We start from the raw sequence: 17,912 nt of genomic DNA, 5'->3' as shown, positions 1-17,912 counted from the left end.
TTTACCGATTGAATCGCCTCCCCCTTTCCCTTTCCTGATCGACCGACAACGAGGATAGCCGCATGAACGCAAGCGCCACGCAAGGATTGGGACTCGCACACTACTGGGCGCAGGGGGATGCCGTTTCACACGCAGTCGCCTGGCTACTGCTGGCGATGTCCGTCGTCAGCTGGTTCTACATCCTGTCGAAAGCCTGGAGTTCATGGCGCATTCGCCGCAGCGCCAGTGCACTGGAAAACTTCTGGCAGGCGCCGACGCTGCCCGATGCAGTCGCCACGTTGCGCACGGCCGACGGTGAAAACGTCTACACGCCGCTGGCCGCGCAAAGCGTCGAGGCCGCCAACATCAAGCCGCAATCCAATTCGCTGAACGCGCACACCGATCCGGGCGAACTGATCACGCGCACGCTGCGGCAGGAAATCAACCGCGTATCGTCACGGCTGGAAAGCGGCCTGACGCTGCTGGCCTCGGTCGGCTCCACTGCACCCTTCGTCGGCCTGTTCGGTACGGTCTGGGGCATTTACCACGCGCTGATCGCAGTCTCCGCGGCCGGCACCGTGCAGATCGACAAGGTCGCCGGCCCGGTCGGCGAAGCGCTGATCATGACGGCACTCGGCCTCGCCGTCGCGATTCCGGCCGTGCTGGCCTACAACGCCTTCGTGCGCGTCAACCGCATCACGCTGGCGGAGCTCGATGCCTTCGCGCACGATCTGCACGCCTACCTGACCACCGGCGCGCGCGTCGGCAAATAAACAGTTCATTCGGAGAAGCGACCATGAGCTTCGGCGGATTCAGCGACAACAACCGGCCGGCACCGATGGCGGAAATCAACGTCACGCCGATGGTGGACGTGATGCTGGTGCTGCTGGTGATCTTCATCCTCGCCGCGCCGCTGTTTACACAATCGATCAAGCTCGACCTGCCGGCTGCGCAGGCCACGCCGACACCGGCCGAACCAACAACCGTCACCTTGTCCATCGATGCGACCAACAATATCTTCTGGGACGGCAAACCGATTACGCAGGATGAACTGAAACAGCGCTTTGCAATCGCCGCCAAACAGCAGCCGCAACCGCAATTGCAGCTGCGCGCCGACAAGAACACGCGCTACGAAGTCATCGCCCAGATCATGGGCAGCGCACAGGCCAACGGCCTGAGCAAACTCGGCTTCGTCACGCAGGTACCGGAACAGGACAAGAAATAATGCCCAGCGTGCAACTCGACGGCAGCAAAATCGCCGATTGGAACGACTTCCACACGCTGTGCGCCGAAGCCTTCGGCTTCCCCGATTTTTACGGCCGCACCATCGACGCCTGGATTGACTGCCTCAGCTACCTGCGCGACGACGAAAACATGACGAAATTCCGCCTGCAGGAAAACGACGTGCTGCAGATCGTCATCACGCATGCCGACGATTTGCGCAAGCAGGCGCCGGATTTGCTGGAAGAAGTCGCTTTCTGCGTCGAAGGCATCAACGACCGCTACACCGATTACGGCGAAAAACCTGCCCTTTTCCTGAAGCTCGCCTGACAAGCCGCCGCTTTACTGCCATTTCGCCGCAAAAGCCGCGATTTCCCGACGCGCACCGGCCTGCTCCACGCGCCATCCGGGTGCCCTAGCCGGTATAATCACCGGCTTCACCTCCAATTTTCTCGCTTCATCCGACATGCAAGATAAATACAGCCCCGCCGACGTCGAAAATGCGGCGCGCGCCCACTGGCAAAAAAACGATTCCTACAAGGCCGTCGAGAACGCAGTCGATGCGAACGGCAAGCCGAAGAAGAAGTTCTACGCCTGCTCGATGCTGCCCTACCCATCCGGCAAATTGCACATGGGCCACGTGCGCAACTACACGATCAACGACGTGATGTACCGCTATCTGCGCATGAACGGCTACAACGTGCTGATGCCGATGGGCTGGGACGCGTTCGGCATGCCGGCGGAAAACGCGGCGATGCAGAACAATGTGCCGCCGGCGCAATGGACGTATTCGAACATCGAATACATGAAGTCGCAGATGCAATCGATGGGGTTGGCGATCGACTGGTCGCGCGAAATGACCGCCTGCAAGCCCGAGTACTACAAGTGGAACCAGTGGATGTTCCTGAAGATGCTGGAAAAAGGCATCATCTACCGCAAGACCGGCACCGTGAACTGGGATCCGATCGACCAGACCGTGCTGGCGAACGAACAGGTCATCGACGGCCGCGGCTGGCGTTCCGGTGCGGTGATCGAAAAGCGCGAAATCCCGATGTACTACGCGCGCATCACCGACTACGCAGAAGAGTTGCTCGACCACGTCGACAACAAGCTGCCCGGCTGGCCGGAACGCGTGCGCATCATGCAATCGAACTGGATCGGCAAATCGACCGGCGTGCGCTTTGCGTTCTCGCACGAAATCAAGGATGGTGACAACCTGATCAACGACGGCAAGCTGTGGGTCTTCACCACGCGTGCCGACACCATCAAGGGCGTCAGCTTCTGCGCCGTTGCACCGGAACACGCGCTGGCAACCTTCGCCGCGAAATCGAATCCGGAACTGGCCGACTTCATCGCCGAATGCAAGCAAGGTAGCGTCATCGAAGCCGACATGGCGACGATGGAAAAGAAAGGCATGCCGACGGGACTCTTCGTCAAGCATCCGCTGACCGGCGCGCTGGTCGAAGTCTGGGTCGGCAACTACGTGCTGATCACCTACGGCGACGGTGCCGTGATGGGGGTGCCGGCACACGACGAACGCGATTTTGCGTTCGCGCAAAAATACGAACTGCCAATCCGCCAGGTAATCGACGTCGAAGGCAAAACCTTCTCCGAAGAAAAATGGCAGGAGTGGTACGCCGACAAGGAAGCCGGCCGCTGCATCAATTCCGGCAAATACGACGGCCTGAACTATCAGCAGGCGGTCGATGCGATCGCCGCCGATCTGGAAGAAATGGGCCTCGGCGAGAAGAAGATCACCTACCGCCTGCGCGACTGGGGCATCTCGCGCCAGCGTTACTGGGGCACGCCGATCCCGATGATCAACTGCCCCGATTGCGGCTCGGTCCCGGTGCCGGAAAAAGATTTGCCGGTCGTGCTGCCGGAAGACTGCGTGCCGGACGGCAGCGGCAATCCGCTGAACAAGCATGAGCAATTCCTGAAGGTCGATTGCCCGTGCTGCGGCAAACCGGCGCGCCGCGAGACCGACACGATGGATACTTTCGTCGATTCGTCGTGGTACTTCATGCGTTACTGCTCGCCGGGTTCGAACGACGCGATGGTCGATGCGCGCAACGATTACTGGATGCCGATGGACCAGTACATCGGCGGCATCGAACACGCGGTGCTGCACCTGCTGTACGCGCGCTTCTGGACCAAGGTCATGCGCGACTTCGGCCTCGTCAAGTTCGACGAACCGTTCGTCAACCTGCTGACGCAGGGCATGGTGCTGAACGAAACCTACTATCGCGAAGACAAGAGCGGCAAGAAGACCTGGTACAACCCGGCCGACGTGGAACTGACGTTCGACGACAAGGGTCGCCCGGTTTCCGCCGTACTGAAGGCCGACGGCAACGCAGTCGAACTCGGCGGCACCGAAAAGATGTCGAAGTCGAAGAACAACGGCATCGATCCGCAAGCGCAGATCGACCAATACGGTGCCGACACCGCACGCCTGTTCACGATGTTTGCGGCACCGCCGGAGCAGACGCTGGAATGGTCCGGCTCCGGCGTCGAAGGTGCGAACCGTTTCCTGCGCCGCGTGTGGAATTACGCGTATGCACAAGCCGCGCGTGTCGCGAAGAACGATGCACTCGATGTGAAATCGCTTTCGGAACCGCACAAGGCGCTGCGCCGCGAAATCAACAAGGTTCTGCAACAGGCCGACAGCGATTACAAGCGCATCCAGTACAACACCGTCGTGTCGGCTGCGATGAAGATGCTGAACACGCTGGAAGCGGCGAAGTTCGACGATTCAGCCGCATCGAATGCCGTGATCAGCGAAGGCCTGGCTATCTTCCTGCGCGTGCTGTATCCGGTCGCGCCGCACATCGTGCACGTGCTGTGGCAGGAACTCGGCTATGCAAAAACTTTCGGCGACATCCTCGATGCGCCATGGCCGCAGGTCGATGCCGCCGCACTGGAGCAGGCCGAGATCGAGCTGATGGTGCAGGTGAACGGCAAGCTGCGCGGCAGCGTGATCGTCGCCAGGGATGCCGACAAGGCGACCATCGAGGCGGCGGCGCTGGCCAACGAAACGGTACAGAAGTTCATCGAAGGCACACCGAAGAAAATCATCGTCGTGCCCGGCAAGCTGGTCAACATCGTTGCATGACGTCTTTGACTGACAGGATTTCCCCATGCTGAAAAACCGCCGTCTCCTCTGTCTCGCGCTGGCTTCGACCGTCATGCTGTCCGCCTGCGGATTCAAGCTGCGCGGTTCCGTGCTGGGCGAAAACCTGCCATTCAAGACGCTGTACATCTCGGTACCTGAATCGTCGTCGCTGGGCGCCGAACTGCGCCGCAACATTCGCGGCAGCGGCGAACTGCAGATCGTTTCCGAACCGGATGAAGCGGAAGCGCAACTGCAGATCACCAGTGAATCCAAGTCACGCCAGATCCTGTCGCTGAACAGCCAGGGCCGCGTGCGCGAATACCAGTTGAACTACCGCGTGACGATGCGCGTGATCGACAACCAGAAGCGCGAATTGCTGGCACCGACCGATATCGTGCTCAAACGCGATCTCAGCTACAACGAATCGTTCGTGCTGGCGAAAGAGGCGGAAGCGCAGATGCTGTATCAGGACATGCAGTCCGATCTGGTGCAGCAGATCCTGCGCCGCGTCGCGGTGATCAAACCGCCGGCACAAACCGAAGAAAACGGCGATGCCGGCACGAGCAGCACAAGTGGCGCATCATCCGCCGTACCCGATGCCGGCGGCACCGTTCCCAACGCAGCCGCGCCCAGATAAGCGATGCAACTGCGATTCGACGCTCTCGACGCGCACCTGAACAAGCCGCTGGCCGGCCTGTACGCGATCACCAGCGACGAACATTTGCTGGCGCTGGAAGCGGCCGACAAGATTCGAGGCTCGGCGCGCGCGCAAGGCTATTCGGAACGCGACGTGCTGGTGGTCGATCGCAGCTTCAAGTGGAATGCACTGCTGGCAGCAAACCAGTCGCAATCGCTGTTCGGCGACAAGAAGCTGATCGAGCTGCGCATCCCGACCGGCAAGCCGGGCCGCGATGGCGGGCAGGCACTACAGGATTACGCCGCCGCACTGAATCCGGACAACATCACGCTGATCACACTGCCCAAGCTGGACTGGCAGACCGCAAAGTCTGCCTGGGTCACCGCATTGCAACAGGCAGCGGTCTGGATCGATATTCCGCTGGTCGAACGTGCACAATTGCCGAACTGGCTGGGCACGCGACTGGCAGCGCAGAAACAGAGCGCGAATCGCGAATGCCTGGACTTCATCGCCGACCGTGTCGAAGGCAACCTGCTGGCCGCACATCAGGAAATCCGCAAGCTCGGCCTGCTGTACCCGGAAGGCCAATTGTCGTTCGAGCAAGTGCACGATGCCGTGCTGAACGTCGCACGCTACGATGTCTTCAAACTGAACGAAGCAATGCTGACCGGCGATGCCGCACGGCTGGTGCGCATGCTGGAGGGCTTGAAAGGCGAAGGCGAAGCACTGCCGCTGGTGCTGTGGGCCGTTGCCGAAGAAATCCGCACCTTGCTGAAATTGAAAGCCGGCATCGCACAAGGCCGCCCGCTGGGGCAACTGACGAAGGAATACCGCATCTGGGGCCCGCGTGAACGGCTGATCGAACCGGCGCTGCGCCGGTTGCGGCTCTCCACATTGGAAGAAGCGCTGCAGGAAGCCGCACAAATCGATAAGATGGTCAAAGGTTTGCGCGCCAAGGCGTTTGCCGGCGATGCATGGGATGCGATGCTGCAGCTGGGGTTGAAGATCGCACGCGGCTGATGTCGTGGTCGATTCTGTAAATTCTGCGGTTAATCGCTGGTTCTTCCCTGCGCTGTATCTGTATCAATCGTCACCCAGCCATACCGTTTCTTTTTTAGTTACCGATCCGTCACTGACATGGACATCAAGCAATACATGAACGAAGTCGGCCAGCGCGCCCGCAAGGCATCGCATGCAATGGCCAAGGCCGATACTGCTGCCAAGAATCAGGCATTGATGCTGATCGCTGCCGCGATCCGCCGCGACGCCGACGCGCTGCGCGCCGCCAACAAAAAAGACCTGGATGCCGCGCGTGCCAATGGCCTGGAGCCGGCAATGCTGGATCGCCTGACGCTGTCCGACAAAGCCATCGCCACCATGGCGGAAGGCCTGGAACAGATCGTTTCCCTGCCCGATCCGATCGGCGAAATCTCGAACATGAAATACCGCCCGACCGGCATTCAGGTCGGCCAGATGCGCGTGCCGCTGGGCGTGATCGGCATCATCTACGAAGCGCGCCCGAACGTGACGGTCGATGCTGCCGGCCTGTGCATCAAGAGCGGTAATGCCACCATCCTGCGCGGCGGTTCCGAAGCGCTGCACTGTAATCAGGCACTGGCGAAACTGGTCAGTGAAGGTCTGGCTGGCGCCGGCCTGCCGGCCGATGCGGTACAGATTGTCGAAACCACGGATCGCGCGGCGGTCGGCGAACTGATCACGATGCCGCAATATGTCGACGTCATCGTGCCGCGCGGCGGCAAGGGATTGATCGAACGACTGATGAAGGAATCCAAGGTGCCGATGATCAAGCACCTGGACGGCATCTGCCATGTCTACATCGACGAAACCGCCGACCTGAAAAAGGCGCTGGATATCGGCTTCAACGCCAAGTGCCACCGCTACGGCACCTGCAACACGATGGAAACGCTGCTGGTTGCGCGCAGCGTCGCAAAAACGGTGCTGCCCGAACTGGCCAAGCTGTACGCGACGAAAGAAGTCGAATTGCGTACCGACGACGAAGCACGTGCGATCCTGCAGGGCTATCCGCATCTGGCGACGGCCACCGAAGAAGACTGGTCGACCGAATACCTGGCAGCCATTCTCGCCGTGAAGATCGTCGCCGACGTCGACGAAGCCATCGCACACATCAACCGCTATTCATCGCAGCACACGGACAGCATCATTACTGAAGACTACACGCGTGCGATGCGCTTCATCCGCGAAGTCGATTCGGCGTCCGTAATGGTCAACGCCTCGACGCGTTTTGCCGACGGTTTTGAATACGGCCTCGGCGCCGAGATCGGCATCTCGAACGACAAGCTGCATGCACGCGGCCCGGTCGGACTGGAAGGACTGACGTCGCTGAAATACGTCGTCTTCGGTCACGGTGAAGTGCGTAGCTGATCGACCGATTTCCTTACGTTCATCACGGACTGCCCATGCTCTGGATCAAGTCGCTGCACATCATCTTCGTCATCTCCTGGTTCGCTGGCCTGTTCTATCTGCCGCGCATCTTCGTCAACCTGGCGCTGGAAACCGATACGACGGCAACCACGCGCCTGCTGCTGATGGCGCGCAAGTTGTTCCGCTTCACGACCATTCTCGCCATTCCTGCGCTGGTGTTCGGCGCATGGCTGATGAGCTACGGTTTCGGCGGCGGCTGGCTGCATGCGAAGCTGGCGCTGGTCGTGCTCGTCATCGGTTACCACCATGCCTGCGGCGTGCTGCTGAAAAAATTCGAGAACGGCATGAACAGGCGCTCGCATACCTGGTACCGCTGGTTCAACGAAGTGCCGATCGTGCTGCTGCTGGCAATCGTGATTCTGGTCGTCGTCAAGCCGTTCTGAACAACAAGGGGAGGCCGTCATGGCAAAGGTGTGCGAATACTATTTCGCGATGCAGTCGCCGTGGTCTTATCTCGGCCACCAGCGGCTGATTGCGCTGGCACAGAAGCATGGCGCGCAGATCGACATGAAACCCGTCGATCTCGGCAAGGTATTCAACGTGTCCGGCGGTCTGCCGCTGGCGAAGCGTCCGCCGCAGCGACAGGCGTATCGACTGCTAGAAATGAAACGCTGGAGCGAACGGCTCGGCCTGCCGATGAATCTGCAGCCGAAGTTCTTCCCGGTTTCCGGCGATCCGTCGGCCAAGTTGGTCATCGCCGCCAAACTGGCTCACGGCACCGATGCCGCGCTGGCACTGGCCGGCAACATCATGCAAGCGCTGTGGGTCGAGGAAAAGAACATCGCCGACGGCGCAACCCTGATCGCGTTGGCCAATGCGGCAGGACACGATGGCGAAGCGCTGCTGAAATCGTCGGAAACCGCCAGTGTGCAAGGCGAATACGACGAGTTCACCAATGACGCGATTGCGGCCAGCATGTTCGGTGCGCCATGGTATGTCGTCGACGGCGAAGCGTTCTGGGGGCAGGATCGCCTCGATTTCGTCGAGGAAGCGTTACAGAAGTAAGCGGCAACGCAAGCAGAAATCAGTAGAAACATCAGCAACAAGACGTTCCGCGAACGGCGCGGAACAACATCAATCACACGGATAAAGGGTACCCCGATGTCGGCATCACATTCCTATTTCTGTCCCTGCCCGCGCGGCATGGAAGCGGCGCTGGCCGAAGAACTCGGTGAAATCGCGCAGCTCGGCGGCAACACGCTGAAAGTCCACAACCAGGTGCCGGGTGGTGTCCACTGTTCGGGCACCTTGCGCGACAGCTGGTACATGAACCTGCATTCGCGCATCGCCTCGCGCGTGCTGCTGCGCATGGCGCACGCCGGCTACGCAAACGAGAACGACATCTACGACCTGACGCTGGCACAGCCGTGGGAAGACTGGTTCGGCCTGCATCACACCATCCGTATCGACATCACGGCGATCAAATCGCCGCTGAAAAGCCTCGAATTCATCACGCTGAAGATCAAGGACGCCGTCTGCGACCGCTTCCGCGATCTCTATGACGGCAAGCGGCCGTCGGTCGATACGCGCACGCCGGACATGCGCATCGTCGGCTTTCTGGACGCGCACAACTACACGATCTATCTCGACACTTCCGGCGAAGCATTGTTCAAGCGCGGCTGGCGTCTCGAAACCGGCGATGCGCCGTTGCGTGAGAATCTCGCCGCCGGCCTGTTGCGCGTGGCCGGCTGGAAGCCCGGCATTCCGCTGTTCGATCCGATGTGCGGCTCCGGCACCATCCTCGCCGAAGCGGCGCAAATGGTTGCCGGCATTCCGCCCGGCTTGCGGCGCGAATTCGCGTTCGAAAAATTCGCCGATTTCGATGCCGAAGCATGGGAAGCGATCAAGAACGCCATCCGCCTGAATCCGCTACCGACCGAGCCGACGATCTTCGGCAGCGACATTTCCGGCGACATGGTCGTCATGGCGCGCAACAACCTGAACAAGGCCGGCATCCGTTTTGACGTGCCGCTGAAACAGATCGAAGCACAGGAAGTGAAAGCACCGACCGAAACGCCCGGCATCCTGCTGACCAATCCGCCGTACGGCGAGCGCATCGGCGTGCGCGGCGACAAGGCACTGGCCGAAGACGAGCTGGCGAAGGAGTTTTTCAGCGCATTCAGCTCCACGCTGAAGCAGCGCTTCGCCGGCTGGAAAATCTTCCTGTTCACCGCCGATCTCGGCGTGCCGAAGATGCTGCGGCTGAAAGAAGCACGCAAGACGCCGTTCTTCAACGGCTCGCTCGAATGCCGGCTGTTCCGCTTCGACATGGTCGCCGGCTTCAATCGCCGCGAACAGGCGATACCGAAACCGGCCGACTCGACGGGACAATGACGGAATAATTATTGCGCTATCGATACGTTGCTGCTGACACCATGCTGTCAGTAGCAACGCGGCATGATGTCGTCTTCCGATTTCCTGCGGGGACATCATGCCGGCCCACATCCGCACGCTCACCATTCCGACGACAGATCCGCTGCTCGCCGTGCGCATCTACGAACGGCTGTTCGACACACGGCTGACAGCGCAGCAACTTCCCGATCCGTTTCAAATGGCATTGCTGTCGAATGCCGTGCCAGCTGACGACATGTGCACCGTTACTCATTTCACCGACAGCCACGGCAATCTGGTCGCACTGCATGCCAGCACATGATGCCGCAAATACCGCAAACACCACTTGCATCGGCTGGACCAGCTGCGCCACACCTGTCGGCATGAAATTTGTCAAAATGCACGCACGACAGTCCAGCGTCATTCGATTTTCGTTGATGGAGTAAGCCATGCGCCGCGCCGAACGCCTGTTTCAGATCGCCCAGTACCTGCGCGGCCGCCGGCTGACCACCGCACGCCAGCTGGCCGACTGGCTGTCCGTCTCCGAGCGCACGATCTATCGCGACATCCGCGATCTTTCGGTATCCGGCATGCCGATCGAGGGCGAAGCCGGCGTCGGTTATCGCGTGCGCAACGGTTTCGATCTGCAACCGTTGATGTTCTCGTCGGACGAGATCGAAGCGATGGTCGCCGGCATGCGCATGGTGCAGGCATGGGGCGGTCCGCAACTGGCGGCATCGGGTGCGGCGGCACTGGCGAAGATCACGCTGGCATTGCCGCGCGAGAAGCGCGATTTCGTCGAAGCCACGCCGCTGTTCGCACCGGCCGAACACATCGATCCCGCGCACGGCGAACGGCTGGAACACATTCGCCAGGCAATCGGCCATCGCCACAAGCTGCAGCTCGATTACGTCGATGCCAGGCAGCAGCCGACGCAGCGCACGATCTGGCCGCTCGCGCTATACTTCTGGGGCGGCACCTGGTCGATCGCCGCCTGGTGTGAAGTACGCGATGCATTCCGTTCCTTCCGTGTCGACCGCATCCGCGCCCTCAGCACGGCCGATCACTACGTTAGCATCAGCGGCCGCCGCCTCGCCGATTTCGTCCGTGCGACGAAAAACGACTGCACATAGACAATTCCACGTCCTTTTCCCGCGCTTTTTCGATTAATCCGGCTCGACCTTTCGTGCTGCGTCGACGGCATCAGGCCGTTCGGCTATGCTCCCTTTATCCGCATGCGCATCCATTGCGTACGCCTGCAAACGACAACCATGCCTTCTCCAGAACAAACGCCGCACGGCAACAACACCCCGCCGCCACTTGCCGTCGCCATCGGCGGCAGTGCACTGGCCATCATGCTGGCCGCGCTATCCATGCTCGGCCCGTTTTCCGTCGATACCTATCTGCCGGCCTTTCCCAATATCCAGGCATCGCTGGGCGCAACGCCGCTGGAAGTGCAGCAGACGCTGACGGCTTACATGTTCTCGTTTTCGGTGATGATCCTGCTGCATGGCGCACTGTCCGATGCATTCGGCCGGCGCAACATCATCCTTGTCTCGCTCGCCGTATTCGCGGTGGCGACGCTCGGCTGTGCCGGCGCGCACAGCATCGAATACCTGTGGGCCTTCCGCATGCTGCAGGGACTGGCTGCCGGCGCCGGCGTCGTCATCGGACGCGCCATCATCCGCGATCTGTACGAAGGTGCTGCTGCCGAAAAACTGCTGTCGATGGTGACAATGATTTTTTCGATCGCACCGGCCATCGCACCCATCATCGGCGGCTGGGTCGTCAAGCATCTGGACTGGCGTTCGATCTTCCTCGGCCTGTTCATCTATGCGGCACTGCTGCTGTTCTACTGCTATCGCCGCCTGCCGGAATCACTGTCGCCCGCGCATCGCCATCCGTTCAATCCCACCTTCCTGTTCGGCAGCTACCGGCGCGTGTTCCGCTCGCCGCTGTTCCACCTGAAGGCCGGCACCATCGCGTTCAACTTCGCAGGCATGTTCCTGTATGTAGCCGCCGCGCCGGTGTTCCTGGTCGAACATTTGAAACTGGGGCCGGATCAGTTCGGCTGGCAGTTCATTCCCACCGTGGGCGGCATCTTCTGCGGTGCGCTCACGGCCAACCGCATGGCCGGCAGGCTGCCGGTCGCACGGCAAGTGGCAATCGGCTTCGGCCTGCTGCTGGGCGCGGCGATCTTCAATGTCGTCTATCACGCGTTCTTTGCACCGGCGCTGCCGTGGTCGGTCGGCCCGCTGTTCTTCTATACCTTCGGCATGTCGATGGTGGCGCCCGGCGTCACGCTGCTGGTGCTGGACCTGTTTCCCAACATCCGCGGCACCGTCGCTGCCTGCCAATCATTTTTGCAAACGATGCTGGCTGCGCTGGTGGCAGGCATCATCGCACCGACACTGTCACATTCGCCGATCATGCTGGCATGCGGACAGCTTGGCTGCACGCTGATCGCACTGTGCCTGTGGCAAGGCGGCAGCGCGTATCGCCAGTATCTGCATGCGCGCAGTAATCCGAATGCATGGGAAACAATCGAATAAGCTACGTCTTTGCACAAGTGACGCACACTGTCGTTTTTGGTATGGTGCGTGCGTTGCCAGCCCGGAGAAACACATGATTCATGATTTTGCTTCCGCTTCGCAAACCACGCTGCACTTTCTGCGCGAACGTTTCGGCTTCGATTTATGGGTGCTTACCCGCACCGAAGGCAATGATCGGATCGTCCTGACTGTCGAGGAATCCGGCAACAATACAAAACCGGGCGACGTATCGCGCTGGTCCGATTCCTTCTGCTCCCGCATGGTCGATGGCCTTGGGCCGCGGGTTGCGCCACGCGCGCAGGAAATCGAGGCGTATGCCACGGCACCGGTCACCTCACAACAGCAGATCGGCGCCTATATCGGTGTGCCCATCCGGCGCTCGGACGGTTCGCTGTTCGGCACACTGTGCGCGATCGATCCCCAGCCTCAACCCGACAGTATTCGCAACGATCAAGCGCTGGTCGAATTGCTGGCCGACCTGCTTGGCAGTCTGCTGAATACGGAGCTTGCTGCCACCGACAATCGCCGGCGCGCCGAACATGCGGAAGCCGAAGCAGCCTCCGATGGACTGACCTCGCTGTACAACCGCCGCGGCTGGGATCAGTTGATGGAGCGCGAGGAAGAACGCTGCAAACGCTACGGCAATCCTGCCTGTGTCATTTCAATCGATCTGGACGATCTCAAACGCATCAACGACGAACAAGGCCACGCCGCCGGCGACCGCCTGTTGCAGAACGCGTCACAAGCCCTGCGCGCGGTGGCACGCCATCATGACGTCGTCGCCCGCCTTGGCGGCGACGAGTTTGCAATCCTTGCCGTCGAATGCGATCCGGTCTCGGCAGAAGCCTTGGTTGCCCGCCTGAAACACAAGTTTCAGGAAAGCGGCATCCGTGCATCCATCGGCCATGCCAATCGCCATCCCCAACAGGGCCTGCGTGCAGCATCCGAACAGGCGGATGCCCGCATGTATGCCGACAAGAAATGCCGTAAAAGCGGCGACGCGATATCGGCATTGCAAAACAGCACCATCAGATAAACTTTTCCGCACATCACGCTGTCTGCTTCTTGGTGGCACCTGGTGCCGCATCACAAGGAGGAGACGATGAGCAAGCCCCGCACCGGACAGGCACCGCCCAAACTCGATCGCGAGCAATTCCGCCAGCGCTTCACCGCTTCCTTCTTCGATCCCGCTTTCAATGTCATGCGCGACGACATCGCCCGCATCGAACAAATCGCGTGGGACAACTACCAGCAATCGCACAAATCGCCGGTCACAGAAAAAGCCGGCCCCGGCTTTGCCGATCCCGATTACGATCTTTCCATCGAATGGCGCGCCACGCGCGATCGGCTGCTGGCGGCGGAAGCAAGGCAGAAAGATCCGGCCACACCGTCGCGCGTGCTGGTGATCTGCGGTTCTGCGCGCAACGACGGCAGTTGCCCTGGCGAGATGTCGAAGACCTTCCGGCTGGCGCAGCTGGCACAGCATGAATTGCAAACCGCCGGCATAGCCGTCGATCTGCTCGATCTGAGCCTGCTGATTTCCGACTACGATCGCCATATCCACCCGTGCAAGGGATGCGTCTCCACCGCCATGCCCTTGTGTCACTGGCCGTGCAGCTGCTATCCGAATCACAGCCTGCACCAGAGCAACGACTGGATGGCGGAAATCTACGAAAAATGGGTTGCCGCACATGCGGTACTGATCGTCACGCCGGTGCACTGGTATCAGGCGCCCAGCGTGCTGAAGCTGATGATGGATCGCCTGGTCTGCGCCGATGGCGGCAATCCCGATCCGACGCTGACTTCCGGCAAGGATGCCGAGATGGCAAAAGCCGTCGAATTGGCCGGCTGGTCTTATCCAAAACATCTGGCCGGCCGCACCTACGGCGTCGTCGTGCACGGCGACGTCGCCGGCATCGAAGGCTTGCGGCGCGCATTGTGCGACTGGCTGGACTGGATGGGGTTGATCGATGCCGGCTTCACCGCGCGGCTCGATCGTTTCATCGGTTACTACGAATCGTATGCGGACAGCCACGCGGCACTGGATCGCGATACCGCCGTGCAGGAAGAAACGCGGAACGTCGCACGCGCCGTTGCGGCGGCCGTCGGCGAACTGCGTGCGGGGCGCTTGTCGAAACCCGATGCGGCATTGCGCGATCCGCGCCCGAAATGACGTGGAACTGCTCCCCGGCATTGCGCCTTTTCCCACCACAAGTAGCGAAGACACATTCACGGCAGAAAACAATGTCACGCCGCCAACGTGTCATCGTGCCGTCATAAAAGGCCATTAAGATTCGTTGCGGTCTGCCACACTCCACCGATAGGTTTGGGCGGGCCGCAGAAGCCTGTCTCCTCATGGATGCGGGCTTTTTTCATTGGCGAGAAGAATTCTTCCGCGTACTGAGGCAAAAACCGTCAGGCAAAAAAAATGGCCCGGGATCAGCCGGGCCAAAACAAACAATTCAGCTTGAGGACTGAATCATTGGTACATCGTCGCGGCGGCAAGAAATCGCCGCCGTATTCAATCAATACACTTCGCTGACCTCGCAGCGTCCTCCGGTGCCGATCAGCTGTTGCAACTGGCTGCCGATCGATCCCAGGCCCAGGCTTTCCAGCATGCCCTTGTGGCGCGGCACCATGATCAGATCGCAGTAATGCTCGCGTGCAAACTGGGCGATGGTTTCCGCCTTGTGGCCGACCAGGATGCGCTCCTGGTGCGAGATGCCGGCCGCATCCAGCTTTTCGATCAGCGGCTGCAGAACCTGCATGCCGCTTTCGCGATGGAATTCATCCAGCTGTGCGCGGCTGACATAACGCGTGACAAAGCGGGAAATCGGCAGTTGCACGTTGACCAGGAAGAGTACGACCTTCTGGTCGCGATATCGTTCGATCACATGCTTGGCGGCGCATTCGACGTCGCTGATGTCATGGATAGGAACCAGTACGTGCATCATGAGAATCTCCTTGTCAGGACTATCGTGCGATCAACCTTCGGTCGGTACCGTCGTGGACGAAGAAGCAGCAGCATGCTTGGCTGCCAGCATCTTGCCGACGATGACAACGATGGCTGCGCCCAGGATCGGCAGCGCGATTTCCAGGTAGTGCGCGTTGGCGAGATGGCCTTTCAGTGCCGGATCCTCGACTGCCATTTCGCCGGCAACATAGCCCAGCAGGCCGGCGCCGATCGTGACGATGATCGGGAAGCGTTCCATCAGCTTCATCAGCATGGCGCTGCCGAACAGGATCAGCGGGATCGTGATGACCATACCGACGAACAGCAGGCCCATGTGACCTTTCGCTGCACCGGCCATGCCGAGCACGTTGTCCAGGCTCATGACGATATCGGCGATGATGATGGTCTTGACCGCGCCCCAGAAATTTTCGCTGGCGCTGACGTTTTCGTCTTCGTTTTCCGGCAGCAGCAGCTTGATGCCGATCCACAGCAGCAGCACCGCGCCGACCATTTCGACGTAAGGAATCGTCAGCAGGATGGAAGCGACGGAAGTCAGTGCCGTCATCAGGATGACGATGGCGACGGTACCGATCAGGAAGGCATTACGCTGTTCCTTCGGCGGCAGCGAACGGCAGGCCAGTGCGATGATGACGGCGTTGTCGCCCGACAGCAGCACGTTGATGATGATGATCTGGAACAGTGCAACCCACAGGGTCGGGTCGCTGAGCGATGCAAACATGAAAGTCTCCTTGAGATGAATTTGTTGGCAGGTTCATCTTAAGGAGCAGCGCTTACGCAACTCTTTCGCGAACATTACAGTTCGCTTTCACGAATATTACAAAATGCTTACAGCCGCACGAGGCGGCTGCAAGAAAGGCACTGCGACAGGAGATGTAGACAGATTTGCAGTAAACGTAATCGCCGATCAGACGCCCAGCGCACGGCCGTCGCTGCGCGGATCGTGTGCACCGCGATACACACCATCGTCGATGCGGATCGCACCCGGCTGTCCCGACAGCGGACTCTGCGCCGGTATCGTGCTCATCTCGTGGCCGCGCCGCGTCAGCTCGGCAAACACCTGTTCGCCCGCATCCTGTTCCAGCTTCAGCGAATCGCGCGTGTCGGAGAAGGTTTTACCCAGCAGGAAGCGCGGCCGCGACAAGGCCGTCAACGGGTCCATGTCGTAGTCGATCATCCGCGTCAGCACCGCCGTCAGCGTCTGCGGCTGGCCGTCCGCGCCTTGCGTGCCGTACAACAGCGCCGGCTTGCCGTTCTTCAGGTACATGCCGGGATTGAGCGTGTGGAACGGCCGCTTGCCCGGTTGCAGCGCATTCGGGTGCGCCGGGTTCAGGCTGAACGAGGCGCCGCGGTTGTGCCACAGGATACCGGTGTCGCCGGCCATCATGCCGCTGCCCCAGTCGAAGTAGACCGTCTGCAGCATCGAGACGGCATTGCCTTCGGCATCGACGGCGCCGATGTAGACCGTGTCGCCGCGCTTGAATACATGCGGCCACGGCAGCGCACGCTGCATGTCGATCTCGCCGGCCAGCTTGTCCAGATGCGCGGCCGACAGCAGTTCGGCCGACGGCACGTTGACGAATTCAGGATCGGCCACATGGCGGCGATCGATGAAGGCACGCTTTACCGCTTCCACCAGCAAGTGGTAGTAGTCGGCGCTGCCTTCCGGAATTTTCTTCAGATCGAAACGATCGAGAATGCCCATGATTTCCAGCGTCGTGATGCCTTGCGTCGGCGGCTGGTTGGCCAGCAGTTCGCCACCGCGATAGGACACGCGCAACGGCGGTTCCACGCGCGCCTGCGTCTTCGCCAGATCGCTTGCCGTCAGCGGCGAGCCGGCCTCCTTCAGCCCTTTGGCGATACGTTCGGCCAGCTGGCCTTCGTAGAAATCGCGGTAGCCGCGCACGGCCAGCGTTTCCAGCGTATCGGCCAGCTGCGGCTGGCGGAAGGTTTCGCCGATATTCGGCACGCGGTTGTCCATCATGAAATTCTGTGCGACGCCCGGCATGGAAGCCATGTCCTTCAACCGGTACTCCATCCAGAAGCGTTCCGATTCCGATACCGGGAATCCGTCGCGCGCATAGGCGATGGCCTGCTTCAGCAATTCCGCCCAGCTTTTCTTGCCGCCGAGCTCGTTGCGGCTGATATCGAAGGCCTTGCCCAGCGTGTCGACATTGGCGGCCGTGGTCAGCATCGATTGCGCGCCGCGCGTCGGGATCGTTTTGCCGCTGTAGCCCGGCAGCACCTGCGGCGCCTGGCCGATGCCGGACAGCGTGCGCACCTTGCCGTTGCGGTCGCTGATGATCATGAAGGCATCGCCGCCGAAACCGGTGAAGTGCGGATACGTGACGTTCAGACTGGAAGCGATCGCAATGGCGGCTTCGATCGCGTTGCCGCCGGACTTCAGCACATCGAGTCCGGCCCTGGTCGCCAGTTCGTGCGGACTGGTCACCATGCCTTTTTTCGACGTTGCCAGCTTGTGGTCCGGCTTCGCTTCCAATGGCATCGACATCGTCGACGCCATCGTGCCAAGCACGATGGCGCTGGAGGTGGACAGGAAGTTTCTTCTGGTCATATCGGGCAGAGTATTTTTGTTCATCTTTTATCGTGGCAGTGGAAGGAAGCGCACCGGTTGTTTCCCGTTAC

At 60.5% G+C, this 17,912-nt stretch carries 18 protein-coding genes; 15 read left to right on the top strand and 3 right to left on the bottom strand.

Annotated features, from left to right (window positions below):
• The first annotated feature begins 62 nt into the window (after nucleotides 1-62).
• The 15 genes from IEV40_RS06540 (at nucleotide 63) to IEV40_RS06470 (ending at nucleotide 14,468) form a co-directional block, all read left to right on the top strand.
• Entirely contained in the window at nucleotides 63-752 is a 690-nt protein-coding gene (locus IEV40_RS06540) for a MotA/TolQ/ExbB proton channel family protein (RefSeq protein WP_188420203.1), read from the top strand.
• A gap of 23 nt (nucleotides 753-775) precedes the next feature.
• Nucleotides 776-1,204, top strand: coding sequence for an ExbD/TolR family protein (locus IEV40_RS06535; RefSeq protein ID WP_188420202.1), 429 nt, complete (start codon nucleotides 776-778; stop codon nucleotides 1,202-1,204).
• Nucleotides 1,204-1,530, top strand: a complete 327-nt coding sequence (locus IEV40_RS06530; RefSeq protein ID WP_188420201.1) for a barstar family protein — start codon at nucleotides 1,204-1,206, stop codon at nucleotides 1,528-1,530. Before IEV40_RS06535 ends, IEV40_RS06530 begins: the two co-directional genes overlap by 1 nt.
• A 136-nt stretch (nucleotides 1,531-1,666) precedes the next feature.
• Nucleotides 1,667-4,312 carry a leucine--tRNA ligase gene (gene leuS / locus IEV40_RS06525; protein ID WP_188420200.1) on the top strand — a complete coding sequence of 882 codons (2,646 nt, stop codon included), beginning with the start codon at nucleotides 1,667-1,669 and terminating at the stop codon, nucleotides 4,310-4,312.
• Between the two features lie 25 nt (nucleotides 4,313-4,337).
• Nucleotides 4,338-4,949 (top strand): LPS-assembly lipoprotein LptE, encoded by a 612-nt coding sequence (locus tag IEV40_RS06520; protein WP_188420199.1) that lies wholly within the window; start codon nucleotides 4,338-4,340, stop codon nucleotides 4,947-4,949.
• 3 nt (nucleotides 4,950-4,952) lie between these two features.
• Nucleotides 4,953-5,969 carry a DNA polymerase III subunit delta gene (holA, locus tag IEV40_RS06515; RefSeq protein ID WP_188420198.1) on the top strand — a complete coding sequence of 339 codons (1,017 nt, stop codon included), beginning with the start codon at nucleotides 4,953-4,955 and terminating at the stop codon, nucleotides 5,967-5,969.
• Between the two features lie 117 nt (nucleotides 5,970-6,086).
• On the top strand, nucleotides 6,087-7,352 hold the full coding sequence (locus tag IEV40_RS06510; protein ID WP_188420197.1) for a glutamate-5-semialdehyde dehydrogenase: 1,266 nt from the start codon (nucleotides 6,087-6,089) through the stop codon (nucleotides 7,350-7,352).
• A 35-nt stretch (nucleotides 7,353-7,387) separates the two neighbouring features.
• Nucleotides 7,388-7,795, top strand: a complete 408-nt coding sequence (locus IEV40_RS06505; protein ID WP_188420196.1) for a CopD family protein — start codon at nucleotides 7,388-7,390, stop codon at nucleotides 7,793-7,795.
• 19 nt (nucleotides 7,796-7,814) lie between these two features.
• The gene (locus IEV40_RS06500; RefSeq protein WP_188420195.1) at nucleotides 7,815-8,417 is read left to right on the top strand and encodes a 2-hydroxychromene-2-carboxylate isomerase; all 603 of its coding nucleotides are present in this window, start codon (nucleotides 7,815-7,817) and stop codon (nucleotides 8,415-8,417) included.
• A 96-nt stretch (nucleotides 8,418-8,513) separates the two neighbouring features.
• On the top strand, nucleotides 8,514-9,746 hold the full coding sequence (locus IEV40_RS06495) for a THUMP domain-containing class I SAM-dependent RNA methyltransferase (RefSeq protein ID WP_188420194.1): 1,233 nt from the start codon (nucleotides 8,514-8,516) through the stop codon (nucleotides 9,744-9,746).
• 97 nt (nucleotides 9,747-9,843) lie between these two features.
• Nucleotides 9,844-10,065 carry a hypothetical protein gene (locus tag IEV40_RS06490; RefSeq protein ID WP_188420193.1) on the top strand — a complete coding sequence of 74 codons (222 nt, stop codon included), beginning with the start codon at nucleotides 9,844-9,846 and terminating at the stop codon, nucleotides 10,063-10,065.
• A gap of 127 nt (nucleotides 10,066-10,192) precedes the next feature.
• Nucleotides 10,193-10,876 carry a helix-turn-helix transcriptional regulator gene (locus tag IEV40_RS06485; RefSeq protein ID WP_188420192.1) on the top strand — a complete coding sequence of 228 codons (684 nt, stop codon included), beginning with the start codon at nucleotides 10,193-10,195 and terminating at the stop codon, nucleotides 10,874-10,876.
• A 138-nt stretch (nucleotides 10,877-11,014) separates the two neighbouring features.
• Nucleotides 11,015-12,295, top strand: a complete 1,281-nt coding sequence (locus IEV40_RS06480; RefSeq protein WP_188420191.1) for a multidrug effflux MFS transporter — start codon at nucleotides 11,015-11,017, stop codon at nucleotides 12,293-12,295.
• A 73-nt stretch (nucleotides 12,296-12,368) separates the two neighbouring features.
• The gene (locus IEV40_RS06475) at nucleotides 12,369-13,331 is read left to right on the top strand and encodes a sensor domain-containing diguanylate cyclase (protein ID WP_188420190.1); all 963 of its coding nucleotides are present in this window, start codon (nucleotides 12,369-12,371) and stop codon (nucleotides 13,329-13,331) included.
• A gap of 66 nt (nucleotides 13,332-13,397) precedes the next feature.
• Nucleotides 13,398-14,468 (top strand): flavodoxin family protein, encoded by a 1,071-nt coding sequence (locus tag IEV40_RS06470; protein ID WP_188420189.1) that lies wholly within the window; start codon nucleotides 13,398-13,400, stop codon nucleotides 14,466-14,468.
• A gap of 352 nt (nucleotides 14,469-14,820) precedes the next feature.
• Here the strand turns inward: IEV40_RS06470 and IEV40_RS06465 are convergent, their stop codons facing one another.
• The 3 genes from IEV40_RS06465 to ggt form a co-directional block, all read right to left on the bottom strand.
• On the bottom strand, nucleotides 14,821-15,249 hold the full coding sequence (locus IEV40_RS06465) for a universal stress protein (RefSeq protein WP_188420188.1): 429 nt from the start codon (nucleotides 15,247-15,249) through the stop codon (nucleotides 14,821-14,823).
• A gap of 30 nt (nucleotides 15,250-15,279) precedes the next feature.
• Complete coding sequence (locus tag IEV40_RS06460) at nucleotides 15,280-15,987, bottom strand: TerC family protein (RefSeq protein WP_188420187.1); 708 nt, start codon at nucleotides 15,985-15,987, stop codon at nucleotides 15,280-15,282.
• Nucleotides 15,988-16,173: 186 nt separating this feature from the next.
• Nucleotides 16,174-17,865: a gamma-glutamyltransferase gene (ggt, locus tag IEV40_RS06455; RefSeq protein WP_188420186.1), complete on the bottom strand. Its 1,692-nt coding sequence runs from the start codon at nucleotides 17,863-17,865 to the stop codon at nucleotides 16,174-16,176.
• Nucleotides 17,866-17,912 lie beyond the last annotated feature (47 nt).

Source organism: Oxalicibacterium solurbis, from assembly GCF_014635845.1.
Taxonomy (GTDB): Bacteria; Pseudomonadota; Gammaproteobacteria; order Burkholderiales; family Burkholderiaceae_D; genus Oxalicibacterium; species Oxalicibacterium solurbis.
This window is presented reverse-complemented; position numbering and strand designations above follow the sequence as displayed.